General features: G+C 74.0%; 20 protein-coding genes and 1 tRNA gene. 10 read left to right on the forward strand and 11 right to left on the reverse strand.

Annotated features, from left to right (window positions below; genetic code table 11):
• Positions 1-127: 127 nt before the first annotated feature.
• The 5 genes from uvrB to QRT04_RS15495 form a co-directional block, all read right to left on the reverse strand.
• Complete coding sequence (gene uvrB / locus QRT04_RS15475; protein ID WP_289456499.1) at positions 128-2,233, reverse strand: excinuclease ABC subunit UvrB; 2,106 nt, start codon at positions 2,231-2,233, stop codon at positions 128-130.
• 60 nt (positions 2,234-2,293) lie between these two features.
• Complete coding sequence (locus QRT04_RS15480; protein WP_289456500.1) at positions 2,294-2,761, reverse strand: hypothetical protein; 468 nt, start codon at positions 2,759-2,761, stop codon at positions 2,294-2,296.
• 131 nt (positions 2,762-2,892) lie between these two features.
• The gene (coaE, locus tag QRT04_RS15485; protein ID WP_289456501.1) at positions 2,893-3,522 is read right to left on the reverse strand and encodes a dephospho-CoA kinase; all 630 of its coding nucleotides are present in this window, start codon (positions 3,520-3,522) and stop codon (positions 2,893-2,895) included.
• Positions 3,523-3,737: 215 nt separating this feature from the next.
• Entirely contained in the window at positions 3,738-5,219 is a 1,482-nt protein-coding gene (gene rpsA, locus QRT04_RS15490; protein ID WP_289456502.1) for a 30S ribosomal protein S1, read from the reverse strand.
• A gap of 296 nt (positions 5,220-5,515) precedes the next feature.
• Entirely contained in the window at positions 5,516-6,541 is a 1,026-nt protein-coding gene (locus QRT04_RS15495) for a 6-phosphofructokinase (protein ID WP_289456503.1), read from the reverse strand.
• Positions 6,542-6,671: 130 nt separating this feature from the next.
• Between QRT04_RS15495 and QRT04_RS15500 the strand changes: the two genes are divergently transcribed.
• Complete coding sequence (locus QRT04_RS15500; RefSeq protein WP_289456504.1) at positions 6,672-7,490, forward strand: class I SAM-dependent methyltransferase; 819 nt, start codon at positions 6,672-6,674, stop codon at positions 7,488-7,490.
• Between the two features lie 10 nt (positions 7,491-7,500).
• Here the strand turns inward: QRT04_RS15500 and polA are convergent, their stop codons facing one another.
• Positions 7,501-10,161, reverse strand: a complete 2,661-nt coding sequence (polA, locus tag QRT04_RS15505; RefSeq protein ID WP_407653655.1) for a DNA polymerase I — start codon at positions 10,159-10,161, stop codon at positions 7,501-7,503.
• Positions 10,162-10,248: 87 nt separating this feature from the next.
• On the opposite strand from polA, the gene QRT04_RS15510 reads away from it, so the two are divergent.
• A complete protein-coding gene (locus QRT04_RS15510; RefSeq protein WP_289456506.1) occupies positions 10,249-10,656 on the forward strand; it encodes a PaaI family thioesterase in 408 nt (135 codons plus the stop codon).
• Here the strand turns inward: QRT04_RS15510 and QRT04_RS15515 are convergent.
• On the reverse strand, positions 10,575-11,270 hold the full coding sequence (locus QRT04_RS15515) for a GNAT family N-acetyltransferase (protein WP_289456507.1): 696 nt from the start codon (positions 11,268-11,270) through the stop codon (positions 10,575-10,577). The two genes, QRT04_RS15510 and QRT04_RS15515, sit on opposite strands and share 82 nt — an antisense overlap.
• Positions 11,271-11,428: 158 nt before the next feature.
• Positions 11,429-12,133 carry a nucleotidyltransferase family protein gene (locus tag QRT04_RS15520; RefSeq protein ID WP_289456508.1) on the reverse strand — a complete coding sequence of 235 codons (705 nt, stop codon included), beginning with the start codon at positions 12,131-12,133 and terminating at the stop codon, positions 11,429-11,431.
• Positions 12,134-12,191: 58 nt separating this feature from the next.
• Between QRT04_RS15520 and QRT04_RS15525 the strand changes: the two genes are divergently transcribed.
• Complete coding sequence (locus QRT04_RS15525; RefSeq protein WP_289456509.1) at positions 12,192-12,956, forward strand: endonuclease/exonuclease/phosphatase family protein; 765 nt, start codon at positions 12,192-12,194, stop codon at positions 12,954-12,956.
• 34 nt (positions 12,957-12,990) lie between these two features.
• Here QRT04_RS15525 and QRT04_RS15530 read toward each other — a convergent pair whose 3' ends face one another.
• Both QRT04_RS15530 and QRT04_RS15535 read right to left on the reverse strand, forming a co-directional pair.
• Positions 12,991-13,671: an ANTAR domain-containing response regulator gene (locus tag QRT04_RS15530; protein ID WP_407653656.1), complete on the reverse strand. Its 681-nt coding sequence runs from the start codon at positions 13,669-13,671 to the stop codon at positions 12,991-12,993.
• Between the two features lie 56 nt (positions 13,672-13,727).
• Positions 13,728-14,651, reverse strand: a complete 924-nt coding sequence (locus tag QRT04_RS15535; protein WP_289456510.1) for an NADP-dependent oxidoreductase — start codon at positions 14,649-14,651, stop codon at positions 13,728-13,730.
• Positions 14,652-14,740: 89 nt separating this feature from the next.
• Here QRT04_RS15535 and QRT04_RS15540 point away from each other — a divergent pair.
• The 4 genes from QRT04_RS15540 to QRT04_RS15555 all read left to right on the forward strand — a co-directional run bounded on the left by QRT04_RS15540 (position 14,741) and on the right by QRT04_RS15555 (position 18,697).
• Positions 14,741-14,814, forward strand: a tRNA-Leu gene (locus QRT04_RS15540).
• A gap of 102 nt (positions 14,815-14,916) precedes the next feature.
• The gene (locus tag QRT04_RS15545) at positions 14,917-15,960 is read left to right on the forward strand and encodes an SGNH hydrolase domain-containing protein (RefSeq protein ID WP_289456511.1); all 1,044 of its coding nucleotides are present in this window, start codon (positions 14,917-14,919) and stop codon (positions 15,958-15,960) included.
• A gap of 260 nt (positions 15,961-16,220) precedes the next feature.
• Positions 16,221-17,534 carry a phospholipase D-like domain-containing protein gene (locus QRT04_RS15550; protein ID WP_289456512.1) on the forward strand — a complete coding sequence of 438 codons (1,314 nt, stop codon included), beginning with the start codon at positions 16,221-16,223 and terminating at the stop codon, positions 17,532-17,534.
• Between the two features lie 140 nt (positions 17,535-17,674).
• A complete protein-coding gene (locus QRT04_RS15555; RefSeq protein ID WP_289456514.1) occupies positions 17,675-18,697 on the forward strand; it encodes a hypothetical protein in 1,023 nt (340 codons plus the stop codon).
• Positions 18,698-18,724: 27 nt separating this feature from the next.
• On the opposite strand, the gene QRT04_RS15560 is transcribed toward QRT04_RS15555, so the two are convergent.
• Complete coding sequence (locus QRT04_RS15560; RefSeq protein ID WP_289456515.1) at positions 18,725-22,294, reverse strand: ATP-binding protein; 3,570 nt, start codon at positions 22,292-22,294, stop codon at positions 18,725-18,727.
• 157 nt (positions 22,295-22,451) lie between these two features.
• On the opposite strand from QRT04_RS15560, the gene QRT04_RS15565 reads away from it, so the two are divergent.
• The 3 genes from QRT04_RS15565 to QRT04_RS15575 all read left to right on the forward strand — a co-directional run bounded on the left by QRT04_RS15565 (position 22,452) and on the right by QRT04_RS15575 (position 25,681).
• Entirely contained in the window at positions 22,452-23,465 is a 1,014-nt protein-coding gene (locus QRT04_RS15565) for a cyclic nucleotide-binding domain-containing protein (protein ID WP_289456516.1), read from the forward strand.
• A gap of 48 nt (positions 23,466-23,513) precedes the next feature.
• Positions 23,514-23,843 (forward strand): hypothetical protein, encoded by a 330-nt coding sequence (locus tag QRT04_RS15570; RefSeq protein ID WP_289456517.1) that lies wholly within the window; start codon positions 23,514-23,516, stop codon positions 23,841-23,843.
• A 98-nt stretch (positions 23,844-23,941) separates the two neighbouring features.
• Complete coding sequence (locus tag QRT04_RS15575) at positions 23,942-25,681, forward strand: SulP family inorganic anion transporter (RefSeq protein WP_289456518.1); 1,740 nt, start codon at positions 23,942-23,944, stop codon at positions 25,679-25,681.
• The last annotated feature ends 2 nt before the right edge of the window (positions 25,682-25,683 follow it).

The following is a 25,683-nucleotide window of genomic DNA, read 5'->3' on the forward strand; positions in this document are numbered from 1 at the left end:
CGGGGCGAGCTGCCCGTGATGACGACGCGATCGCTTGCGGGGTACTCCCCTTCACCGAAGGAGCCAGCATAGGCGACCGCCGGGCCGCGAGGCGTCAGGCGGTCGCCCACGGACGTCTCGCCGGGGGTCAGGCGGTCGCCGCCTGCATCTGCCGGAGCTCCTTCTTGAGGCCGGAGATCTCGTCGCGCAGCCGTGCGGCCAGCTCGAACTGCAGCTCGGCGGCCGCGGCGTGCATCTGGTCGGTCAGCTCCTGGATGAGCCCCGCCAGGTCGCTCGCCGCCGCGCCGACGAGCCGCGTGCGCTCGTCGCGCGGGCCGCTCCTGGAGCCGAAGCCCGGGACCGGCGCCTTGCCGCGGCTCGACTGCCGGCCCGCGCCACCGAGCAGCGCGTCGGTGTCGGCGTCCTCGCGCGCGAGCAGGTCGGTGACGTCCGCGATCTTCTTGCGCAGCGGCGTCGGGTCGATGCCGTGCTCGAGGTTGTAGGCGACCTGCTTCTCGCGGCGCCGGTTGGTCTCGTCGATCGCGAGCTGCATCGCGGCCGTGACCGTGTCGGCGTACATGTGCACCTGGCCGGACACGTTGCGCGCGGCGCGGCCGATGGTCTGGATCAGCGACTTGCCCGAGCGGAGGAAGCCCTCCTTGTCGGCGTCGAGGATCGACACGAGCGACACCTCGGGCAGGTCAAGGCCCTCGCGCAGCAGGTTGATGCCGACGAGTACGTCGTACTCACCGAGCCGGAGCTCGCGCAGCAGCTCGACGCGGCGCAGCGTGTCGACCTCCGAGTGCAGGTACCGGACCCGGACGCCCTTCTCGAGCAGGTAGTCGGTGAGGTCCTCGGCCATCTTCTTGGTCAGCGTCGTCACGAGCACGCGCTCGTCGCGCTCGACGCGGTCGTGGATCTCCCCGAGCAGGTCGTCGATCTGGCCCTGCGTCGGCTTGACCACGATCTCGGGGTCGACCAGGCCGGTCGGCCGGATGATCTGCTCGACCACCCCGTCCGCCATCGACAGCTCGTAGTCGCCCGGCGTGGCCGAGAGGTAGACCGTCTGGCCGATGCGCTCGACGAACTCCTCCCAGCGCAGCGGCCGGTTGTCCACCGCGCTCGGCAGCCGGAAGCCGTGGTCGACGAGCGCGCGCTTGCGGGACATGTCGCCCTCGTACATCGCGCCGATCTGCGGCACCGTCACGTGTGACTCGTCGATGACGAGCAGGAAGTCCTCGGGGAAGAAGTCGAGCAGCGTGTTCGGCGCGGAGCCGGCCACGCGGCCGTCGATGTGCCGCGAGTAGTTCTCGATCCCGGAGCAGGAGCCGATCTGGCGCATCATCTCGATGTCGTACGTGGTGCGCATGCGCAGGCGCTGGGCCTCGAGGAGCTTGTTCTGGCGCTCGAGCTCGGCGAGCCGCTCCTCGAGCTCGGCCTCGATGCCGCCGATCGCGCGCTCCATCCGCTCCGGCCCGGCCACGTAGTGCGTCGCAGGGAAGATGTGCATCTGCTGCTCGGACCGCACGACGTCACCCGTGAGGGGATGGAGCGTGGCGATCGCCTCGATCTCGTCACCAAACATCTCGATGCGGATCGCGAGCTCCTCGTAGACCGGGATGATCTCGATCGTGTCGCCGCGCACCCGGAAGGTGCCGCGCGTGAACGCGAGGTCGTTGCGGGCGTACTGCATCTGCACGAACCGGCGCAGCAGCTGGTCGCGGTCCACGTGGTCGCCGACCGACAGCGTCACCATCCGGTCGACGTACTCCTGGGGCGTCCCCAGGCCGTAGATGCACGACACCGACGCGACCACGACGACGTCCCGCCGGGTCAGCAGCGAGCTCGTGGCCGAGTGCCGCAGCCGCTCGACCTCGTCGTTGATCGACGAGTCCTTCTCGATGTAGGTGTCCGTCTGCGCGATGTACGCCTCGGGCTGGTAGTAGTCGTAGTACGAGACGAAGTACTCGACCGCGTTGTTCGGCAGGAGCTCACGGAACTCGGTCGCGAGCTGCGCGGCAAGCGTCTTGTTCGGCGCCATGACGAGCGTCGGGCGCTGCACCTGCTCGATGAGCCACGCCGTCGTGGCCGACTTGCCGGTGCCGGTCGCGCCGAGCAGCACGACGTCCTTCTCGCCTGCGTTCACGCGCGCCGCCAGCTCGGCGATCGCCTGCGGCTGGTCCCCCGACGGCGTGTACTCGGAGATGACCTCGAACGGCGCGACGGTCCGCTGGAGCTCGGTGACAGGGCGCATGCCACCACCGTACGTGGCACCACTGACACGCGGACCCGGGGCGGTCGCCCCGGGGGGACGTCACTTGCCGGAGTTGTGCGACACCCAGGCGCCGCGGTCCTCCGCCTCGGCCAGCTGGCCGTACACCTTCATGAAGTTCTCGTAGGCCGAGAACCCCGCGAGCTTGCGGTGCACCACCGGCACGAGGCCGCCGATGCCGCCGTCCTTCACCGTGTAGGTGAGGATCGTGCTGCGCGCCGTGGTCCGGCCCGCGGCACGCTCGACCGCCACCTCGAACCGCATCAGCTCCTCGTCCTCGCCCTTCACGAGGTCGCGCACGAGGAGCTCCATGCGCACCGCACCCCGCTCACCGACCTGGATGCGCGCCTTCGTGTCGTCGACGCGACGCGCCGCCAGCTGAGCGATCTCGAGCATGCGAGTCAACGGCAGCTCCGTCGCGATCGACACGGACGCCTTCGACTGCGACGGACGCACCGCCCAGCCTGAACCCACCGCGGGCGCAAGGCCCGTCTGCCCACCGCGCGTCATGCTCCAGCTCCTTCGCCGGTCGTACCCCGAACGCGTATCCGCCCTCGGGGCACTGGATCGGCAAGGAACCACCGACAGTTTCGTGAGCGGTCGAACTTTCACCCGAGGGGAGCAGCCCGACCACCCTCGCGTCAAGGGGCTTCGGCCTCGATCTCGTCGGCCCGTTCGACCGCGAGCCGGTCCCAGAGCGCGTCGACCTGCTCGCGGAGCTCGGCCTCGCTGCCCGTCCCGTCCAGCACCACGTCCGCCGCGGCGAGCCGCGTCTCGTCGTCCGCCTGCGCCGCGACGCGCGCCTCGGCGTCGTGGCGCGTGAGCCCGCGCAGCCGCACGAGGCGCTCGACGCGCAGCACCGCCGGCGCATGCACCACGACGAGCACGTGGAAGTCGTCGTGCTGCCCCGTCTCGACGAGCAGCGGGATGTCGTGCACCACGACGGCACCCGGGTCGGACGCCCCGGCCTTCGCCTCGCGCTCGGCGGCGAGCCGCCGCACCACCGGGTGCACGATCGCGTCCAGCCGTGCGCGGCGCGCGTCGTCGTGGAACACCAGCGACGCGAGGTGCGCGCGATCGAGCTCGCCGTCGGCCGTCAGCACGTCCTCGCCGAACTCCTCGACGACCGCGTCGAGCCCGACCGAGCCCGGCTGGACCGCCTCGCGCGCGAGCTGGTCCGCGTCGATCACGACCGCGCCGAGCTCCGCGAGCCGGCGCGCGGCGACCGACTTGCCGCTCGCGATGCCACCTGTCAGTCCGATGCGTTGCACCCGACCATCCTGCCGGAGGGCCGCCGCCCCGGCGCGACGTCGTGCGTTCCCGCGTCGCTCCGCGCCCCGGAGGCCGGGTACGGGCGCGCGTCCGACGTCACGGGCGGCGGACGCGTCGGACGCCAGGGCCTCGCGTGCGTGGGGCCCGCGGGGACGCCGACGGGCCGGTCACCCGAAGGTGACCGGCCCGTCGTGGACCAGCGGTGAGCCGAGGCTCAGTTGCCGGTGAGCTTCTCGCGGAGCGCCGCGAGCGCCTCGTCCGACGCGAGGGTGCCGGTGGCCTCCTCGGTCGACGACGAGTAGGTCGACGGCACGGCGCCGCCGCCCACGCCACTGCTCTCGCCGCTCGTGGCCGCCTCGGCGTCCGCCTTCGCGGCCTCCGAGACCTGCTTGCGGTGCGCCTCCCAGCGCTCGTGCGCGGCCGCGTACTGGGCCTCCCACGTCTCGCGCTGCGACTCGTAGCCCTCGAGCCACTCGTTCGTCGTCGGGTCGAAGCCCTCGGGGTACTTGTAGTTGCCCTGGTCGTCGTACTCGGCCGCCATGCCGTACAGCGCGGGGTCGAAGTCCTCCGAGGCCGGGTCGAAGCCCTCGTTGGCCTGCTTGAGCGACAGCGAGATGCGGCGACGCTCGAGGTCGATGTCGATGACCTTGACGAACACGTCGTCGCCGACCTGCACGACCTGCTCCGGGATCTCGACGTGGCGCACGGCCAGCTCCGAGATGTGGACCAGGCCCTCGATGCCGTCCTCGACGCGCACGAACGCACCGAACGGGACGAGCTTGGTGACCTTGCCGGGGACGACCTGGCCGATGGCGTGCGTCCGGGCGAACGCCTGCCACGGGTCCTCCTGCGTCGCCTTCAGCGACAGCGAGACCCGCTCGCGGTCGAAGTCGACGTCGAGGACCTCGACCGTGACCTCCTGGCCGACCTCGACGACCTCGGACGGGTGGTCGATGTGCTTCCAGGACAGCTCGGAGACGTGCACGAGGCCGTCCACGCCGCCCAGGTCGACGAACGCACCGAAGTTGACGATCGACGACACGACACCGGGCCGGACCTGGCCCTTCTGGAGCGTCTGCAGGAAGGTCGAGCGGACCTCCGACTGCGTCTGCTCGAGCCACGCACGACGCGACAGCACGACGTTGTTGCGGTTCTTGTCGAGCTCGATGATCTTGGCCTCGATCTCCTTGCCGACGTACGGCTGGAGGTCGCGCACACGACGCATCTCGACGAGCGAGGCGGGCAGGAAGCCGCGCAGACCGATGTCGAGGATGAGGCCGCCCTTGACGACCTCGATGACGGTGCCGGTGACGACGCCGTCCTCCTCCTTGATCTTCTCGATCGTGCCCCACGCGCGCTCGTACTGCGCACGCTTCTTCGACAGGATCAGCCGACCCTCCTTGTCCTCCTTCTGGAGGACAAGGGCCTCGACCGCGTCGCCGACCTTGACGACCTCACCGGGGTCCACGTCGTGCTTGATGGACAGCTCGCGGGAGGGGATGACGCCCTCGGTCTTGTAGCCGATGTCGAGCAGGACCTCGTCGCGGTCGACCTTGACGATGGTGCCCTCGACGATGTCGCCATCGTTGAAGTACTTGATGGTGGCGTCGATCGCGGCGAGGAAGTCCTCGGCCGAACCGATGTCGTTGACCGCGACCTGCGGGGTGGCGGGCTTCGCGGGGGTGGAGATGCTCATGTAGGGATGGGCTCCGTTGCGGACAGGAAGTAGGACGGACAAGTGACGTGCCGGACGGCAGGTGCCGACGCTGCACGGGGTGGTGTGCGATTCTCGGTGCCGGCCCCGAGGCCCCGTGAGAGCGGCCGCCGGCGGGAACTCCACCGGCGGACGACCACCTCGGGATCACTCCCGGGATGACCACGGGCACGGCCGAAGGCACGCGACACCGTCGGCCAGCCTAACGGTCGGGCAGCGGGAGGGTCAAAGCGCGCCCCGGGGTGACGGGCACCCGCCGCGAGCCGCGCGCCGGCCCGTCAGGCGAGGGCGCGCGCGACGGCGAGCAGGTCGTCCGGCACGCGCTTGACCTTGCCGGCGACCTCCTCGAGCGGCACCAGCTCGACGCGCTCGCCCCGCAGGGCCGTCATGACGTTCGACTGACCGGACGTGATCGCGTCGATCGCCGCGACGCCGAACCGCGAGCCGAGGATGCGGTCCTGCGCCGTGGGCGTGCCGCCGCGCTGCACGTGACCGAGCACCGTGACGCGCGTGTCGAAGCCCGTGCGCGACTCGATCTCGGCCTTGAGGCGCTCGCCGATCGCGCCCGCGACGACCTCGCCGAACTGACCGCGCTGCGTCTCGTAGTGCATCGCGGTGCCCGGCGCCGGCACGGCACCCTCCGCGACGACCACGATCGAGAAGCTCGCGTGCGCACGGTGGCGGTGCTTGAGGAACTTGACGATCCGGTCGATGTCGAAGGGCGCCTCGGGCGCCAGCACGATCTCCGCGCCGCCCGCGATGCCGGAGGTCGTCGCGATCCAGCCCGCGTCGCGGCCCATGACCTCGACGATCATCACGCGGTCATGGCTCTCGGCCGTCGTGTGGATGCGGTCGATGGCCTCCGTCGCTATCGTCACCGCGGTGTCGAAGCCGATCGACGCGTCGGTGCCCCACACGTCGTTGTCGATGGTCTTGGGGATCGCGACGATGCGGACGCCCGCCTCGGCGACCTTCTGGGCCGCGTGCAGCGTGCCGTCGCCGCCGATGCAGATCAGGGCCTCGATCCGCTCGGCCTCGAGCGTCGACAGCACCGCGTCCAGGCCGCCGTCCTTGGAGTGCGGGTGGAATCGCGCGGTGCCCAGGAGCGTGCCGCCCAGCGGCAGGACGTTGCGGATGTGCTGCCGGCTGAGCGGCACCGACAGCCCGTCGACGACGCCGCGCCAGCCGTTGCGGAACCCGACGATCGAGTGCCCGAACTCGCCCTCGCCGCGCTTGACGACGGCACGGATCGCGGCATTCAGGCCGGGGACGTCTCCCCCGCCGGTGAGCAGACCGACTCGCACGGGATGGCTCCTTCAACGATGGGCGCGGCACGGGCTCGGCGCGCACCTTCGGGCAGCCGTACGTCCACCCTAGCGACGCGAGCGGCTCGCGCTGAGCCTTCCGTCCCAGGTCACCGACGACAATGCGGGTATGACGAACCCCACCGACGAGCCGCTCGCCGAGGCCGGCTATCGCGACGTGCCGCACGCCGCGGGTGGCGCCGCGGGCCGGCGCTGGTGGGACGCCAACGCCGAGGAGTACCTCGCTGAGCACGGCGAGTTCCTCGGCCCGGCCGACTTCTGCTGGTGCCCCGAGGGGCTGCGTGAGCAGGACGCGCGCCTGCTGGGCGACGTCTCCGGCGCGCGCGTGCTCGAGATCGGCGCAGGCGCGGCGCAGTGCTCGCGGTGGCTCGTCGGCGAGGGCGTCGCGGCGGTGGCGACCGACGTGTCGGCCGGCATGCTGCGGGCCGCGCGCCGCTACGACGCCGCGACGGGGCTGCGGACGCCCGCGGTGCAGGCGGACGCGCGGGCCCTCCCGTTCGCGTCCGGCTCGTTCGACGTGGCATTCACCGCGTACGGCGCGCTGCCGTTCGTGCCGGACACCGCGCGTGTCCACCGGGAGGTCGCGCGCGTGCTGCGGCCCGGCGGCCGATGGGTGTTCGCGGTGACGCACCCCGTGCGATGGGCCTTCCCGGACGACCCGGGCGAGGGCGGCCTCGTCGTGACGCGGTCGTACTTCGACCGTCGGCCGTACGTCGAGCTGGCGGCGTCCGGCGCGGTGCTCTACGCCGAGTACCACCGGACGCTGGGCGACGTCGTCGGCGAGCTCGCCTCCGCCGGGTTCGTGCTCGACCGGCTCGTCGAGCCCGAGTGGCCCGCGGGGCACGACCGCATCTGGGGCGGCTGGGGACCGGTGCGCGGGGCGCGCCTGCCGGGGACGGCGATCTTCGTCAGCCACCTCCCGGGCTGAGTCATCCCGGTCAGTGCCCCGCGTCGTGCCAGCTGCCCCCGACGCCCACCGACACGTCGAGCGGGACCGACAGCGGGCCGTCCGGCAGGCCGTCGCCCGCGTGGCCCATCTGCTCGCGCACGAGCTCCTCGACCTCGGTGCGCTCCCCCGCGGCGACCTCGAGCACGAGCTCGTCGTGCACCTGGAGCAGCATCCGTGACGCGAGCCCTCGGCGGCGCAGCTCACGGTCGACGCCGAGCATCGCGAGCTTGATGAGGTCGGCCGCGCTGCCCTGGATCGGGGCGTTGAGCGCCATGCGCTCGGCCGCCTCGCGACGGATCCGGTTGTCGCTGACCAGGTCCGGCAGGTAGCGGCGCCGGCCCAGGATCGTCGCGGTGTAGCCCGTGGCGCGGGCCTGGTCGACGACGCCCGTCAGGTACTCGCGCACGCCGCCGAACCGCGAGAAGTAGTCCTGCATCAGTGCCGACGCCTCGCCGACCTCGATCGAGAGCTGCTGGGACAGGCCGTAGGCCGAGAGCCCGTAGGCGAGGCCGTAGCTCATCGCCTTGATCTTCGACCGCTGCGCGGCCGTGACCTCGTCTGTCGGGACGCCGAACACGCGCGAGCCCACGTAGCTGTGCAGGTCCTCGCCGGACCGGAACGCCTCGATGAGCCCCTCGTCACCCGACAGGTGCGCCATGATCCGCATCTCGATCTGCGAGTAGTCCGCCGTCAGCAGCGTCTCGTAGTCGGCGCCGACCACGAACGCGCGTCGGATCTGCCGGCCTGCGTCGGTGCGCATCGGGATGTTCTGCAGGTTGGGGTCGGCGGACGACAGCCGGCCGGTCGCGGCGATGGTCTGCTGGAACGTGGTGTGGATGCGGCCGTCGGCGCCCACCGACCGGAGGAGTCCCTCGACGGTCTGGCGCAGCCGGATGGCGTCGCGGTGCGCGAGCAGGTGCTCGAGGAACGGGTGCTGCGTGCGCGCGAAGAGGTCGGTGAGCGCCGCCGCGTCCGTCGTGTAGCCCGTCTTGATGCGCTTGGTCTTCGGCATGCCGAGCTGGTCGAACAGCACCTCCTGGAGCTGCTTGGGCGAGCCGAGGTTCACCTCGCGGCCGATGACCGCGTAGGCCTCGGCCGCCGCGTCCTGCACCTGTGCGTCGAACGACTTCTCGAGGCCCGTGAGGTAGTCGACGTCGATCGCGATGCCGGCCTGCTCGAGCCGCGCCAGCACGTCGACGAGCGGCAGCTCGAGGTCGGACAGCAGCGCGGTCGCGCCGCGGTCGCCGAGCTCAGCCGTGAGAACGTCCGCCAGGTCCCGGACGGCCGAGGCACGCACCGCAGCCCGGCGGCCCTCGTCCGTCCTGTCGAGCTCGAGGTCGAAGGCGCCCTGCCCCTCGCCCTGCGCATCGCCCGCGCCGAGCTCGCGACGGAGGTAGCCGATCGCCAGGTCGCTCAGGTCGTACGCGCGCCGGTCGGGCTGGCACAGGTACGCGGCGAGCTCGGTGTCGAACGTGACGCCGTCGAGCGGCAGACCGCGGCCGTGCAGCGCGTGCCAGGCCTCCTTCGACGCGTGCACCACCTTCGGCGCCGCGGCGTCCGCGAGCCAGTCGGCCAGCGCCCGCTCGTCGGCCGGCGCGATCTCGGCGAGGTCGAACACGGCGGCCTGACCCGCGGCGTCGGCGATCGCGACACCCCACGCGTCGCCGGCGGCCGGTCGGCCCGCGCCACGCACGTCGAGCCCGAGCAGGCCGGTGGACCGCCCGGCCAGCCACGCGCCCAGCTCGCCCTCCGCGAGCACCGCGAGCTCGAGCGCCGAGGCGGCGACCGCGGCGGACGACTCCTCGCCCTCGTCGGGCAGCATCGCGAACAGACGGTCGCGCAGCGTCCGGAACTCGAGCTCGTCGAGCAGCGTGTGCAGCTCCTGCCGGTCCCACGGCCGCGCCGCCAGGTCCTCGGGGCCCAGGGGGAGGTCCAGATCGGCGACGAGCGCGTTCAGCCGGCGGTTGAGCTGGACCTGCTCGAGGTTCTCGCGCAGCGCCTCCCCCGCCTTGCCGGGAACGTCGCCGGCGTGCGCGACGACGCCGTCGAGCCCGTCGTACTGACCGATCCACTTCGCCGCCGTCTTCGGGCCGACGCCCGGGATGCCCGGGAGGTTGTCGCTCGTCTCGCCGACGAGCGCCGCCAGGTCGGGGTAGCGCTCGGGCCGCACGCCGTACTTCGCCTCGACGGCGTCCGGCGTCATGCGTGCGAGCTCCGAGACGCCCTTGACCGGGTAGAGCACCGTGACGTCGTCGTTGACGAGCTGGAACGCGTCGCGGTCGCCGGTGCAGATCAGCACCTGCATGCCCTGCGCGCGCGCCTGCGCGGCGAGCGTGGCGAGGATGTCGTCCGCCTCGAAGTGCGGCTTCTCGATCGCCGGGATGTGGAGCGTCTCGAGCAGCTGCTTGATGATCGGGACCTGGCCGCGGAAAGGCTCGGGCGTCACGTCGCGCGTGCCCTTGTACGCCTCGTACTGCTCGGTGCGGAACGTCGTGCGACCGACGTCGAACGCGACCGCGACGTGCGTCGGCGCCTCGTCGCGCAGCAGGTTGGCGAGCATCGACGTGAAGCCGAAGACCGCGTTGGTGGGCTGGCCCGTGGACGTCGCGAACTTGTCGACCGGGAGCGCGAAGAACGCGCGGTACGCCATCGAGTGGCCGTCGATCAGGAGGAGTCGGGGCGTGTCGGACGGCAAGTCTGTGGGGGCTGCGACGCTCACGGTGACAACCTAGCTGCCATGTCCGACACGACCCCCGCCGCGTCCGCGCCCTCGATCGAGGGCACCCTGCTCGAGCGCATGGGCATCGAGCTCGTCGAGGTGTCCGCGCGGCGCGCGGTCGCCACCATGCCCGTCGAGGGCAACACGCAGCCGTACGGGCTCCTGCACGGCGGCGCGTCCGCGGTGCTGGCCGAGACGCTCGGCTCGTACGCCGCGACCGTGCACGCCGGACCGGGGCGCGCGGCTGTCGGCATCGAGCTCAACGCGACCCACCACCGGTCGACGCGCTCGGGCGTGGTGACGGGCACCGCCGAGGCGGTGCACCTCGGCTCGAGCCTCGCGAGCTACCAGGTGGTCGTCGAGGACGCCGACGGCCGCCGGCTCTGCACCGCGCGGTTGACCTGCATGCTGATCGACGCGCGCTGATCGGCACCCGCCGGCACCTCGTCGTGCCGGACGCGGCCCTCGCGAGCCTGCCGGCGGCGCGCGATGAGGTCCTCGAGGCCGCGGGGCGCGCTGCGCCGTCCCTGGGCCGCCGCCGCCGCGTGCTCGTGCGCGAGCCGGCGCTGGAGCGCCGCGGTCGTCACGACGCGGTGCGACGCCGCGGGTGCGAAGCCGAGCCGGGCGAGGAACCGGTGCATGCCGCGTGCGCCGGGGATCGGCGCCGCGTACAGCTCGGTGGCGCCGGCCTCCTCGGCCGCCGCGACCGCGCCGCCGAGCAGCGCGTGGCCGAGGCCCCGGCGTCGCGCGCCGGCCCGCACGTAGACGGCCTCGATGCCGAGGCTGGTCACGTCGAGGAACAGCCCCGGCTCGACCACGCGGGCGAGCAGGAAGCCCGCCGGCTCGTCGTCCAGCTGGCCGATCAGGACGCGGCCCGTCGGAAGGCCGACCAGGACGCCGATCTGGTCGCGCAGGCGGTCCGTCGCGTCCGTGCAGAGCTGGGAGCCGACCGCGGCCTCGCCGCGCGCCTCCAGGCACAGGTCGACGAGGTCGTCGAGATCATCGGGTCGGGCAGGACGAACGAGCACACCAGGGCGCACGGCGAGAACCTCCGGACGGGACGAGGGGATCCGGTCGGGGTGACGCCGATCGCTGCCCACGACGACGCCGACCCCGATCATGGCCCAGCCGCTGGGAGTCAACACACCCCCTGTCTGGTGTCACGGCCCCTCGCGCTGAGGGACGGTGCGCGACCGCCTCAGGCCTGGGCGCCGACGTCCCCGCCGGCCGCGACCCGTTCGCCCGAACCGTCCCGGTCCGCGATGCCGAGCTCGTCGGCCAGGTAGAGGAACGCCCTCGCGTACGGGTTCGCGCCGACCTCGTCGCGCACGCGCGGCCAGTCCAGCTGCTCGCGGACGGCCCGGACGATGCCGAGCAGCCGGCTGAAGTCGCACGCGTGCTCGCCCAGCACGCGCAGCTTGGCCGAGACGATCGCCGTCGCGTCGAGCACCGGCATCCGGACGGCGAGCACCTCGATCTCGTCGGTCGACGCGAGCAGCTCACGCGTCACGGGCTCGCCGACCATGCGGAACAGGACGTCGACGAGCGCGCCCTGGTGGTACGCCTTGAAGAGCCAGTTCTCGGGCGGGTCGTGCAGCTCGAGGCCGGCCGCGGTGATCGCCTCCTGCGCACGCGCCACGTCCTCCTCGAGGATCGCGAAGTCGACGTCGTGGCTCGGCTCCGAGGCGCCGCGCGCCCATGCCGCGTAGCCGCCCACCAGCGCGAACGGGAGCCCGGCGTCGGTGAGCGCGACGGCGACCAGGCGCAGCGCGTCGTGCAGCGCCGCCCGCTCGTCGTGACGCGCCGACCGCTCGGCAGCCCCACGGGGCGCGGCGCCCAGCGAGGACGCCACAGGCTCCGGGTCGGCGGCCGCGGGCGTCGACGGTGCTGCGTCGCTGGTCATGCCGACGATCGTGCACCCCGGCGCGCGGACCCGCAGGGCGGACGGCAGGATCGCAAGGGTGCGGATCGCGACGTTCAACATCCTCCACGGCCGCTCGCTGCGAGACGGCCGGGTCGACCTCGACCGGTACGCCGAGGCCGTCCGCGGGCTCGACGCCGACGTGCTCGCGCTCCAGGAGGTCGACCGCGACCAGCAACGGTCGCACGGCGCCGACCTGACCGAGATCGCCGCCGAGGCGATGGGCGCCACCGACCACCGGTTCGCCGCGACGCTCCGCGGGCACCCCGGCCTGTGGACCGCGGTGAGCGACCACTCGCAGCCCGCGTCGGCCACCTACGGCATCGCTCTGCTGTCGCGCTACCCCGTGCGCGAATGGAGCGTCCTGACGCTCTCGATGCGCAACCGGCTGACGCCCGTGCGCTGGACCGGCAAGCGCTGGTGGTCGCTCGCCCGCGACGAGCCGCGCGCGGCGCTGGTCGCCGAGATCGACGCGCCGGGCGGTCCGACGACCGTCGTCGGCACGCACCTCACGGTGATCCCCGGCTGGGTCCAGCGGCAGCTCGTCGACCTGCACGGACGGGTGTCGTCGCGCCCGCGACCGCTCGTGCTGATGGGCGACCTGAACCTGGTCGGCGCCGAGCCGGCGCGGTTGACGGGCATGCGGCCGCTCGTCACGACCCCGACGTTTCCCGTCGAGCACCCGCGGCGCCAGATCGACCACGTGCTGGTCGAGGGGAACCTGCATGCGATCGGGCCCGGCCGCGCGGTCGACACGGGGATCTCGGACCACCGCGCGCTCGTCGTCGACGTCGAGCACACGTGACGGCGGCTGCGCGGCCGTCAGGCGGGGCGGTGCGTCAGGAGCCGCCGCCGACCTGCTCGATGACCGCGTCGGCGACCTCACGCATCGTGAGGCGACGGTCCATCGACGTCTTCTGGATCCACCGGAACGACTCGGGCTCGGTCAGACCCATCTTCGTCATGAGCAGGCCCTTGGCGCGGTCCACGCGCTTGCGCGTCTCGAACCGCTCGGCGAGGTCCGCGACCTCGGACTCGAGCGCCGAGATCTGCGCGTACCGCGAGATCGCGATCTCGACGGCAGGAAGCAGGTCGGCGGGGCTGAACGGCTTGACCACGTAGGCCATCGCGCCCGCGTCGCGCGCGCGCTCGACGAGCTCCGTCTGGCTGAACGCCGTGAGGAGGACGACCGGCGCGAGGTGCGCCTTGCCGATCCGCTCCGCCGCCGAGATGCCGTCGAGCACCGGCATCTTGACGTCCATCACGACGACGTCGGGCTTGAGCTCGGTGGCGAGCGCGACCGCCTGCTCGCCGTCGGCGGCCTCGCCGACGACGTCGAACCCGGCGTCCCGCAGCGTCTCGACGACGTCCATGCGGATGAGGGCCTCGTCCTCGACGACGACCGCACGACGAGCGGGCCGCGCGGGCCTCGGCTCCTCGGCCGCGGGCGCCTCGGTGGGCAGCTCGAGCGGGGTCGACTCGTCGGGGGCGCTTGCGTCGTCCGTCGTCACGCTGCACAGCGTAACGGCCCCGGAGCCCCTGCTGACGGCCTGGAACGCAGGTCGGGCGCAGCACGTCAGACGCGGACGACGACCTTGCCCCGCGGATGGCCCGTCTCGCTCAGCCGGTGCGCCTCACGGGCGTCGGCGAGGTCGAGCACGGCGGCGACGTCGACCGCCACCTGGCCGGCGTCGATCATGCGCGCGAGCTCGGTCAGGTCGTCCGAGTCGGGCCGCACCCACACGTACTGGCCGCCCAGCTCGTCACGCGCCTTCGCGTCCAGGATCGACGCGATCGTGCCGCCGGGCGCGAGCAGCCGGGGCGCGTCCGCGACGGCGTTCGCGCCGCCGTAGTGGAGGATCACGTCGACGCCGTCGGGCGCGAGCGCGCGCACCCGCTCGACCTCGCCCTCGCCGTACTCGACGGGCTCCACGCCGCGACTCCGCAAGTACTCGTGGTTCGTGGCCGACGCCGTGCCGATGACGCGCGCGCCAGCCGCCCGCGCGATCTGCACGGCGAACCCGCCGACACCGCCGGACGCGGCGTGCACCAGCACCGTCTGGCCCTCGCGCACCGCCGCGCGGCGCACCGTCTGGAGCGCGGTCAGCCCGGCGAGCGGCACGGCCGCGGCCTCCTCGAACGAGAGCGACGCGGGCTTGCGAGCCAGCGTGCGCACCGGCGCGGCCACGAGCTCGGCGAACGTCCCGCCGTGCAGCCAGTCCTTGCGGACGTAACCGAACACCTCGTCGCCGGGTGCGAGCTCGGGGGTGTCGAGGCCGGGCCGCTCGACGACGCCCGCCACGTCCCAGCCCGGGACGACCGGGAACTCGACGTCCATGATCCGGTCGAGATGGCCCTGCCGGGCCTTCCAGTCGACCGGGTTGACGGAGGCGGCCCGCACCCGCACGAGCACCGTGTCGGGTCCGACCTTGGGGTCGGGCTGCTCGGTCAGCTCGAGGACGTCGACGTCGCCGTAGCGGGAGTACGTGATGGCTCGCATGGCCAGCAGGTTCGCACCGCTGGCGGCGTCGCGCGCGGCGGCGAGACGTCAGCAGCCCCGTCGGGAGCGCCCACTATCCTGGGGCCCTGGCCCCGATAGCCCAACCGGCAGAGGCGTTCGGCTCAAACCCGATCCAGTGTGGGTTCGAATCCCACTCGGGGCACCCCTCCGGACCGCTCCAGCCACGGGCGGCTCCCGGGCAGACGCGCGGGACGCACGAGTGCGTGCGTACCGTGGGACCTGCGCCACCGAGGGGAAGCTCGACATGCGTCTCGCTCACGTCCTGGTGGCCGGTGCCGCGGCGCTGACGCTGACCGTCACCGGCTGCGCCCTGTCGCCGTCGAAGCCCGGCGCTCCGTCGCGAGCGGCGGTCACCCCCGTGGCGGTCGCCACGACCGCCTCCCCGACGACGACGGCCGCGACCGCCACCGCGCCCTCCGTGACACGAGCTCAGTGCCTCGGTGCCGGCTCGATGGTCCGCGCGCGCCAGGCTACGTGCGCGAGGCTGATCCGCACCCTCGTGCTCAGCCCCGCGGCGGCAGCCCGCGACTGGACGACGGCGCCGTGCTTCCTCAAGCGCGGTGACAGCCGGCTGGTGGCCTGCCGCTCGGTGCAGGAGCCGCGCGCGGGCGTCCCGCGCGTGCTGCTCCTCGGCGACAGCCACGCGCGCATGTACCTGCGCGCGTTCGACCGCCTCGCCGCCGAGGGCAAGCTGACGTACGACGCCTACCTCAAGGGCGGGTGCCAGTGGTCCTACGCGCTGCCGAAGGAGCACACCCGGGCGGCAGAGGCGTCCTGCGCGACGTGGGCCCACCGCGTGACGGCGTACGTGAGGAAGCACGCCGGCAGGTACGACGCCGTGGTCACCTCGGCGTTCGCCGCCGAGGTGATGAAGACCCCACGCGGCGAGTCCCGACTGACGTACATGACGAACGGGCTCGTCTCCGCCTGGAAGCCGGTCCTGCGCACGGGGATCCCGGTGATCGTCATCCGCGACGCGCCGCACCCGGTCACCGAGCGGAACACCTGCCTGGCCCGCCACCACGGGAGCACCGCGTCGTGGACCTCGTGCGGCACGCCGCGCGCGAAGGCGTTCCGGTACACCGACCCCCAGATCGCGGCGGTGAAGCACTCGCAGGGCCACATCCGGCTCCTCAGCTTCACGCGGTACGTGTGCACCACGACGTGGTGCCCGGCGGCCATCGGCGGCATCCCGGTCTCGCGCGACAACCACCACCTGACCGCGACGTACGCGCAGACGCTCGCGCCCCAGCTCTGGGCGGGCCTCGCCCCGGCTCTCGGCCGCTGACCGCCGGAGGGTGCTCGGCCGGAGGGTGCTCGGCCGGCGGGTGCTCGGCCGGAGGGTGCTCGGCCGGCGGGTGCTCGGCCGGCGCGCACGCCGCGGGACGTTCGCCCCACGACCGAGCGCCGCGAAGGCGTCACGCTGGAGATCGCCCGGACGTCGGCAAGGTCACAGCGCCCGCCGGTCAGGTGCGCACGCCCGCATGCCGTTCAATGGATACGCGTGTCGCAGCTCCCGAGCGACCTCACCGCTCGTAGGAGTCAGTCATGCTCGCCGAACGCCGCTGGGCGCGTTCCCTCCGTCGCGCCTCGGCCGTCGCCGTCGCCGCCGGTCTCTGCGCCACCCTCGCGCTCGCGCAGCCGAGCGGCGCCTCCGCCGCGGTGGCCAAGCCGAAGCACCCGGCCGCCGCGTCCACGGCGGCGAAGAAGAAGACCGCGCGGCGGGCCGTCCCGGCCAAGCGGGCACCCCAGCCCGACCCGTGCCCTGCCGGACGGCCACCGGTGGACGGCGTCGAGCTCGTCGTCACGACGTCGTACGGCCCCGGAACCGAGCTGTCGAACCGGCTCGTCAACGCGTTCTGCGCCGCGGCACCGCGATCCACCATCACGATCGAGCTCTACCTGGTGACGCCCGGCGACCCGCAGGTCAAGCGGATCCTGCGTGCGCTCGACTACGTGCACCGGACCCGCAAGGTGAGCGTGTCGTTCCTCGTCGACGGCAATCGCAACGGCGCGGCGCGGATCGCGGCGCTCCGACGACACGGTTTCACGGTGACTGGATGCGCCGGCGGCTGCCAGGACCGCGCGGGCGTGATGCACGAGAAGGCGGTCGTCGTCTCCGACACCCTGTGGGCGAAGGGGAAGGACCCTGTCGTCGTGCTCGGCTCCGCGAACTGGTCGACCGGGCAGCTCCAGTGGGACTGGCAGGCCAACCGCATCCACCACCGCGACCAGCGGCTCGCGGCGGCGTACACCAGCCGGTTCGCCTACCTGCGGGGCTGCGCGGCGACGAAGACCTGCGGTCCCAAGCCCGACCTCACCACCGTCTCGACCGACTCGGGGCGCGGGCTGACGGTCGAGTTCCTCCAGCGGCCCGACGGCCCCGACCCCGTGGCCGCGCGGCTCGCCCAGCTGCGCGGCGCGCCCGGGTGCCGCATCGAGGTCGCGCAGTTCGCGATCACGCCCTCCCGGGCACGTGCGCTCGCACCGCAGCTCGGCCGGCTGCGTGCTGAGGGCTGCTCGGTGCGGGTGGTCGTCGGGCGCAACCTCTCCTACGAGAGCCCGCGCAGCGCGGTGAGGGCCATGACGGCCGCCGGCGTCCCGCTCCGGTACGTCTCGATGCTGCACACGAAGTTCACCGTCGCGCGGGGCGTCACGTATCTCGGCAAGCGGGGGCAGACCGTCGTGCTGGACGGCTCGCACAACTGGACCTTCGGCGGCCTGAACCAGAACGACGACTCGTTCTCGGTGCTGACGACCGCGACCGCGAGTGCCGCCCACGCGCCGCGGATCGCGCGCATCGCGTCGGAGTACGAGGCCGCGTGGAACCGGATCAGCGCGCGCTCGTCGGCCACGCCCTGACGCGGCGGCCCCTCGTCAGCGGGTCCGGCCGCCGGAGTTCACCCGCACCACGTCGCGCGAACGGGCGACGACGCACGGGCCGATCACCTGTTCGGTCCGCGCGGCCCGCTGCGCATCGCTCGTAGCGTCTGCAGCGAGGCATGCGTCCGGCAGAGGGGGTGGCCGTGAGCGCGGTGGGCAAGGACCCGCAGTGGCGCGTCGCGGAGCGGCTCGCCGAGCGTCACGCGCGTGCCGTCCTGAACCGCACCGACGTCCGCGCGTCCGACCCGGACGCGCCGTCGGGCGTCGACGTCGAGGGGTCGAGCTTCGTCGGCTCGGTCGAGCGCCGCCGCGGGCCCGTGGACCGCCCGACCGTCGAGCGCCTGCACGCCGCGGCGGCGGGCCGCACGGCGGCGGTCTACTCGCGCTCGGGCTACACCAAGACGGCCGTGCTCTGGGCCGACGAGCACCACGTCGCGCTGTTCGGCTACACCGACTCCGGCTACGTCGCGCCCCTCAACCGGGCCGCCCGGGACGTCGTGCAGCGCGCCGAGCTGGACGCCGAGCAGCGGGTCCGGACGGCCACCGAGCTCATCTCGCGCAGCGCGACCCAGGCGCGACTGGACGCCGAGCGTGCCGACCGGGAACGCCACGCCGCCGCGCTCCGCGCGGAGGAGGAGGTGCAGCGCGCCAGCACGCGCCGCCAGATCGAGCGCGACCGGCGCGAAACCGTGCTCGGCCGCACCGTGGTGCTGCTGCTCGCGATGCGGCTCGACGTCGAGGCACTCCCGAGCACGGTGCGTCGGCTGACCGAGACGACGGTCGTCACCGCGGTCGCGGACGAGGCGCGGCGGCTCTCCCCCACCGAGGTCGCGCCCGCCGTCGCGCTCGTGCGCGCGCTGTTCCACGACGCCGCCGCGACGCTCGAGGTGCTGACTCCCGACCACCGCCGCGACTCCGCGAACTACCGCGTCGGCGTCCGCCTGCTCGGTCGGGGGCTCGACGCGCTGGACGCCGCCGGCGGGGTCGGCGGGACCGGGCACGTGACGCCGGACGACGTCGAGCGGCACCTGCGCGACGCCGACCGGTGCTGGCGCGCGCTCGTCGGCGAGCTCGTGAAGGCGGTGCCCACGCCGAGCCCCGTGCTGCCGGCGCCGCACCGGCCGATCCTCACCACCCGCTGAGCGGACCGTCAGCCGCTGACCGGACCGTCAGCCGCCGATGGCTCGCGCCGCCGCCTCGTGGCGCGCGTCGCGCAGGCGGTCCGCGAGCTCGGCAGCGGTCGAGCGGACCCGTGCCGCGCGGTCGTCGCCGGCGCGCTCGAGCGCCTCGACGCAGGCCGCCGCGACTGCTTCGGGACGGGTCGCCGCGAGGAAGGCGCGCGCGTCCAGCGCGTCCACCACCGCCGCGACGGCGCTCGCCGCGGCGTCCACGTCCCCGCGGTCGAGCGCGCAGCGCGCGCCCAGGGCGGCGGCGTCGACCGCGAGTCCGACGTGGCCCGCGGCGGCCGCCACGAGCGGCGCGACCTCGATCAGCACGTCCGCGACACCGTCGAGCTCGCCCACTCCCGCGAACGCCCAGCCGCACTGCAGCAGGCTCTCCGCACGGTCGCGCGGGCCGGCAGGGTCGCCGGTCACTGCGACACCGGCGAAGGCGTGGCGCCGCGCGGCATCGGTGTCGCCGGCATCGAGGGCAGCGAGGGCGAGCAGGCCGTGCGCCGCGACCACGAGGTCCCGGCGGTCGAGCCGGGCGCCGGCCTCGAGCGCGAGCGCCGCGTCGGAGCGGGCCTCGTCCGGCTCACCGACGCGCAGCGCGACCGCCGCGAGGCCGAACCGGGCGACGGCCTGCGTGTCCTCGTCGTGCAGCCGCGTCGCGAGGTCGAGCGCCTCGGCGGCCCAGGCGCGTGCCTCGGCGTAGCGGCCCGTGGGGAGCGCGAACGCCGCCGCGTTGCCGAGCGCGACGGCGAGCGCGTACCGGTAGCCGGACGCGCGGACGCGCGGCAGCGCGCGCACCGACGCGTCCACGGCCTCCGCGTACCGGCCGAGGTAGTACGTCAGCTGCGCGGTCTGCAGCGCGGCCCGTGTCTGCTGGTCGACGTCTCCGGCGCGGCGGGCGACGTCGTGCGCGTCGCGAAGCAGCTCGAGCGCCCGCGGGTAGTCGCCGCCGTTCATCGCGACCATCGACAGGTAGCGCAGCGTCTCGGCCTCGGCGTGGGGCAGGCTCGCCGCCCGGGCGACCTCGAGCGCCGTCGTGAGGCGGTCCGTCGCGCGCTGCCGGTCGTTGGCCCAGGTGAGCGCAGCGCCCTCGGCGAGCAGCGCGTCGGCGAGCAGCGTGGGGTCGGCCAGGCCCGTCGCACCGGCGACGGCGGACGCCGCCTGCCGGGCCGACTCGGCGTACTCGCTGGTCTCGAAGCGGCGACGCGCGCGAGCGAGGTCGAGGCGCACGAGCCGTTCGGGGTCCGCGCCCAGCGCGTCCGCGAGCGCGTCGAGCTCCTCCTGGTCGGCGACCTGGGCGTCCCGCTCCCCGCTGCGGTCGTGGACCGCCCAGCGCTCGAGCGTGACGTCGAACCGGAAGGCGGCGTCGTCCCCGGGCGCGTGCTCGAGGGCCGCGGCCAGCAGCCGCGTCGCCTCGTCCGTGGCGTGCACTGCGGCGGCGAGCCGGCCGGCCCGCAGGTACCAGTGCGCGGCGGCGGGGTCGCCCGCGAGCTCCAGGTGCTCCGCGACGACGCCCGCGAGCTCGTCCGCGCGCGCGCTGCGCTCACCGGTCGCAACGAGCCAGGCCGCGGCACGCGCGTGCGCCGGCGCGCGCTGCGTGCGCAGCAGCCCGTCGTACGCCACGTCGCGGAGCAGCGCGTGCGCGAACAGGTACTCCCCCGTCCCCTCGAACGTCGACCGCGCGCGCCGCCGCACGAGCTCGCGGTCGCGCAGCGCGTCGAGCACCGGCTGCACCTCGTCCACGTCGCCGCCGCCGAGCGCCGCGACGGCCTCGTCCCAGAACACGCGGCCCACGACTGCGGCGTGCTCGAGCACCCGCCGCGCGGCCGGGTCGAGCGCGTCGAGGCGCGCCTGCAGCACCCCGCGCAGGGTCGACGGCACCGCGACGTGCGCCGCCTGGTGCGCGTCGAGAAGGTAGCGGCCGTCCACGTCGCGCACGAGCGCACCCGACTCGCGCAGCCACGCGACGAGCTCGCCGAGGAAGAACGGGTTCCCCTCCGCGGGGTCGATCACCAGGGCGTCCAGGCCTGCGGGCGGCTCCGCGACGCCGAGCACGCGCGCGACGAGCTCGCGGGACCGTCGCCGCGACAGCGGCTCGAGCGCGAGCCGCTCGTGGTGCGCGAGGCCCTCGCCCCACAGCGGCCGCCGCTCGAGCAGGCTCGGACGGGCGGTCGCGACCACGAGGACCGGCCGGTCGTGGAGCGCCTCGTCCGCGGCGTCGAGCCAGTGCAGGGACGCGTCGTCAGCCCAGTGCAGGTCCTCGAGCAGAGCGACGACCGGCGCCTCCCGCGCCAGGCGCAGCAGGAAGCGCCCGAGGGCCACGCTCGCCTCCGTGCGGAGCGCCTCGGGTTCGCGGTCGGTGCCGGCGCCGACGGCACCGGCGAAGCCGAGCCACGCGCCGACGACGTCGGCCTCGCGGACCCGCGGCTCGTCGAGGTCGACGACGGCGTCGTCGAACGCCAGCAGGTCCTCGGGCGCCAGGGAGTCCGGCGGGCGGTGCGGTGCCGCGAAGCCCGCGCGGAGCTTGCGGCGCACCACGGCAGGGGCGTCGGACGCGGCGATGCCGCACCGTCCCGCGAGCACGTCCCTCAGCAGGGCGAGGGGCCGGTCGACGTCGCCGGGCGAGGCGCGGCCGCGCAGCCACCACGTGTTCTCGGGCCGCTCGGTGAGCCAGCGATCGAGCTCGAAGACGAGCCGCGACTTTCCGACGCCCGCGTCACCCACGACCGTGACGAACCGCATCCGCTCCTCGGCCGTGACGTCGTCGAGCGTCTCGCGCAGCCGCGCGAGCTCCCGCTCGCGGCCGATCGTCGGCACGGCCGCTCCGCCGAGAGTCCCGTCGGCGTCCAGGTGGAAGGCCCGGGGACGCTCGCCCACCACGCGCCACGCGTCGACCGGCTCGGCGAACCCCTTGAGCAGCAGCCCCGGGACGGCCTCGAACGAGAACAGCCCGCGCACGAGCCGGTGGGTGTGCGCCGAGATCAGCACCGCGTCGGCCGGCGCGGCGGCCTGGAGGCGGCTCGCACGGTTGACCGTCGGGCCCACCGCGACCCAGTCCTGGCCCGGGCGCGCACCGAGGCCCCCCACGACGACCTCGCCCGAGTCGATGCCGACACGCATGTGCAGCACCCGGCCGTCCACCGCCACGAACCCGCCCGGGTTCGCCATGTCGACCGCGGCCCGCACCGCGCGCACCGCGTCGTCCTCGTGCGACACGTGGAGCCCGAACACGGCCATGACCGCGTCGCCGATGAACTTCTCGACCACGCCGCCGTGCCGCTCGATCGCGCCGCGCCACCGCGCGAAGTAGTCGTCCATCACGGCGCGCACGTCTTCCGGGTCGAGACCGTCGGACAGCGCGGTGAAGTCGACGAGGTCGGCGAACACGACCGTGACGAGCCGCCGGGCGCCACCACCTGCGGCCTGCAGCGCGGCACGCCGCTCGAGCAGCGGGCCGAGCGCGGTCGCGACCACGTCGTCGCCCAGCACGGCGCGCTGCGCCTCGAGCGCGCCGATCGCCGCGTCGAGCGCCGCCGCGTCGTCCGTCGTGGCCGCGGGCTCGGACATGCGGCACACGGTAGGCGCACGCCGCCGGAGGCGCCCCCACCCGGGTGGGTGATATGCCGGGATCCGGGTATCGGGCGCCGCGCTCGATCCCCTTTCCTGGTGGCAGGGGGCCGCGCGTCGCCCCGGCGCGCGTCCGGTCGACGTGCACGGAGGAACGATGCGCATCGAGGCGACGGCCGTCACGATCTCCTGGATCCCGTCCGAGTCCGTCGGCGGTCCGCTCAAGGCGGGCTTCGACCTGCGCCTGTCGCACTACGACTCGCCACCGCCGGACCACCTCGACGGGGTCGGCCAGGTCCGCGAGCTGCGCGACGCCGACGCGTTCCGCTTCGCGAACGTCCTCGCCGTCTGGGCGGACGTCGAGGACGGCCAGGTCCGCGCGCACGGCGTGACGCCCGACACCGGGCTCGCGATGGGCGCGACGACCGTCCGGGTCGCGGGGGTCGGTGCCACGTTCCAGGCCGCCTCGCTGCCCGTGCTGCGGCGCGAGCCCGAGGCCCTGGCCGACGGCGGAGTCCGGTACGTGCAGACGGTGGGCGGTCGCACGGGCGTGCCGCTCCCCCGGCCGGTGCCGCACGCGCCGTTCGTGCGGTGGCAGGCGCCGACCGTGTGGACCACCGTGGCGGTCGACGTCCACCCCGACGGGTCGACGGGCGTCGAGCTGCTCGGTGCGAGCCCGTTCCCGCGCCACTGGCTCTACGCGCCGTCCGGCGACCTCGTCGCGAAGAGCGTCGTCACCGACCAGGCGACGTGGATGAACCATGCGTTCGGCCCGCGCACGCCGTGGCACGACGAGGACCGCGCGGCCCACGTCCACCCGGTCGAGAGCGCCCTCGAGCACGAGCTGTCGGTGACGATCATGCGCGGCGGCACGGCGCCGACCGTGCGGCGCCTGGCCGAGGGCGACACGCTCACCCGGCAGGGCGAGCCCGGCGACGCGCTGTTCCTGGTGCTCGACGGCGTGCTGCGCGTCGACGTCGACGGGCGCGCCGTCGCCGAGGTCGGGCCGGGCGCGGTGCTCGGCGAGCGCGCGCTGCTCGAGGGAGGCACCCGGTCGTCGACGCTCGTCGCGACCACGCCGGTACGGGTCGCCGAGGCGGCTGCGGACGCGATCGACCTCGACCGGCTCCGCGAGCTGGCCGAGGGCCACCACCGCGAGGAGATCGCCTGAGGACGTTCGTCCCTGGGACGGGCGGGCGCGCCGCGGTTGGCTGGGCGCATGCCCACCACCGCACCGGCGCGGACGACGCTGCGCAGCGACGCGAGCGCCGTCGAGCTCGACCTCGCGGACCTCGACCACGTGCACATGCACGTGCGCACGGCGCCCACCGGCCAGGGCGCGTACGACGGCGCGGCGCTCGTGTGCGAGGCCATCACGCACGCGCGCGAGCAGCAGGCGCGACACCTCGACGCCACGCTCGACGGCACGGCACCCGCGTGCGGCATCGTGCTCGACGCGCTGCATGCCCGGATCGGGACGGAGGTCCGCGCGCTGGCGATGCACCGCGCGGGCGCGAGCGTGCTGGTGGACGTCGACCTGCTGCCCTGACGCCGGGTGCGGCCGTCTCCCGTGCCCGACAGACGTCCGTCCGCGCTCACCGGCCACGTCGATTGCCGCGGCGCCCGCCGCAACGGTTGACTTCCTGCGTGACCCCGTCGCGGGCGCTCGTGCCCGTCTCCCTGCGCGGGTACCACCGCGCCTGGCTGGGCCGCGACGTCATCGCCGGCCCGACCCTCGCGGCCGTCGCGATCCCGGAGTCGATGGGCTACGCGTCGATCGCGCGCACGCCCGTGCAGAACGGCCTGTACACGCTCCTGCTGCCCACGCTCGCGTTCGTCCTGCTGGGCGCCTCGTCGCTGATGGTGGTCGGCGCCGACTCGGCGACCGCATCCATCCTCGCGGCCGGGCTGCTCGGGCTCGGGCTGGACGGCCTCGTGCCGGGCTCGCCGCACTGGGTCGCGCTGTGCGGGCTCGTCGCGCTCGTGACGGGCGTGCTGCTGGCGATCGCGCGCGCCGCCCGGCTGGGCTTCCTCGGTGACTTCCTGTCGAGCGCGGCCCTGATCGGCTTCCTCGCGGGCGTCGGCGTCCAGGTGGCCACCGGGCAGATCCCCGCCATCCTCGGCGTACCCGCCGGGCACGGCAGCTGGTTCCAGCAGCAGTGGGCGTGGCTGAGCCACCTCGGCGACGTGTCGCTGCCCGCGCTCGCATACGGGCTCGCGACCGTCGCGATCATCCTCGCGACACGGCGGTGGGCGCCCGCCGTGCCGGGAGCGGTGGTCGCCGTCGTGCTGCTGATCGTCGTCTCCGCCGCGACCCACGCGGAGGAGCACGGCGTGGCCGTCATCGGCGACGTCCCGGCGGGGCTCCCGACGCTCGGGCTCCCGGCCGGTCTCGAGTGGTCCGACATCCCGAAGGTCTTCGCGATCGCGTTCGCGTGCTTCGTCATGGTCGTCGCCCAGAGCTCCGCGACGGCGCGCTCGTTCGCCCTGCGGCGCGGGCAGCGCGCCGACGTCGACCGCGACCTCGTCGGGCTCTCGGCGGCGAACGTCGCCGCGGGGTTGTCCGGCGCGTTCGTCGTCAACGGCTCGCCCACCAAGACCCAGGTCCTCGAAGGGCAGCGCGCCCGCTCCCAGCTCGCGAACCTCACGATGGTCGTCGCGGTGCTCGTCGTGCTCGTGTTCCTGACGGGCCTGCTGCACGACATGCCGCACGCCGTGCTCGGCGCGATCGTGCTCGTCATCGGGCTCGAGCTCGTCGACGTGCACGGCCTGCGGGACCTGGCGGCGAGGCGGCGCAGCGAGCTCGTGATCGCCGTCGTCACCGCCGCGGTCGTGGTCGTCGTCGGCGTGCTGCAGGGCATCATCGTCGCGGTCTTCGTGTCGCTGATCGAGGTCGTGCGGCGGCTGTACCGGCCGCGCGGGTTCGTGGTGGTCGAGCCGCCCGACGGCGACCCGACGTACCACGTGGCGACGCCCGGCATCGAGAGCGAGCCCGGGCTCCTCGTCTTCCGCTACGACGCCGAGCTGTTCTACGCGAACGCGCACCACTTCGTGGATCTCGTCGAGCAGCTCGTCGCGGCCGCGCCGCACCCGGTCCGGTGGTTCGTGCTCGACGCGAGCACGCTCGACGACGTCGACTACACCGCGAGCGGCGCCCTGACCGGCCTGCTCGACGCGTTCGACGTGCACGGCATCACGTTCGTCCTGGCTCGCAGCGACCCCGCGCTGGTCGCGACGCTCGAGCGCTACGGCGTGGCGACGCGCGTGGCCCACTCGTTCGCCAACCTCAGCGACGCGATCGACGCCTTCCGCGCCACCCGCGCGGACGAGCCTCAGACGCCGCGAGGGGCTCCCGGCGGTACCGGGAGCCCCTCGTCGCCGATGTGAGC

Origin of the sequence: Cellulomonas alba (assembly GCF_030362835.1) — a bacterium.
GTDB lineage: Bacteria > Actinomycetota > Actinomycetes > Actinomycetales > Cellulomonadaceae > Cellulomonas > Cellulomonas alba.

Bases quoted from the DNA above. Each gene is read 5' to 3' on its own strand.
- QRT04_RS15565 (WP_289456516.1), top strand. From the start codon at position 22,452: ATGCGCATCGAGGCGACGGCCGTCACGATCTCCTGGATCCCGTCCGAG.
- QRT04_RS15535 (WP_289456510.1), bottom strand. From the start codon at position 14,651: ATGCGAGCCATCACGTACTCCCGCTACGGCGACGTCGACGTCCTCGAG.
- uvrB (WP_289456499.1), bottom strand. From the start codon at position 2,233: ATGCGCCCTGTCACCGAGCTCCAGCGGACCGTCGCGCCGTTCGAGGTC.
- QRT04_RS15510 (WP_289456506.1), top strand. From the start codon at position 10,249: ATGTCCGACACGACCCCCGCCGCGTCCGCGCCCTCGATCGAGGGCACC.
- QRT04_RS15500 (WP_289456504.1), top strand. From the start codon at position 6,672: ATGACGAACCCCACCGACGAGCCGCTCGCCGAGGCCGGCTATCGCGAC.
- QRT04_RS15545 (WP_289456511.1), top strand. From the start codon at position 14,917: ATGCGTCTCGCTCACGTCCTGGTGGCCGGTGCCGCGGCGCTGACGCTG.
- QRT04_RS15560 (WP_289456515.1), bottom strand. From the start codon at position 22,294: ATGTCCGAGCCCGCGGCCACGACGGACGACGCGGCGGCGCTCGACGCG.
- rpsA (WP_289456502.1), bottom strand. From the start codon at position 5,219: ATGAGCATCTCCACCCCCGCGAAGCCCGCCACCCCGCAGGTCGCGGTC.
- QRT04_RS15550 (WP_289456512.1), top strand. From the start codon at position 16,221: ATGCTCGCCGAACGCCGCTGGGCGCGTTCCCTCCGTCGCGCCTCGGCC.
- QRT04_RS15480 (WP_289456500.1), bottom strand. From the start codon at position 2,761: ATGACGCGCGGTGGGCAGACGGGCCTTGCGCCCGCGGTGGGTTCAGGC.
- QRT04_RS15520 (WP_289456508.1), bottom strand. From the start codon at position 12,133: ATGACCAGCGACGCAGCACCGTCGACGCCCGCGGCCGCCGACCCGGAG.
- QRT04_RS15570 (WP_289456517.1), top strand. From the start codon at position 23,514: ATGCCCACCACCGCACCGGCGCGGACGACGCTGCGCAGCGACGCGAGC.
- QRT04_RS15555 (WP_289456514.1), top strand. From the start codon at position 17,675: ATGCGTCCGGCAGAGGGGGTGGCCGTGAGCGCGGTGGGCAAGGACCCG.
- polA (WP_407653655.1), bottom strand. From the start codon at position 10,161: ATGGCGTACCGCGCGTTCTTCGCGCTCCCGGTCGACAAGTTCGCGACG.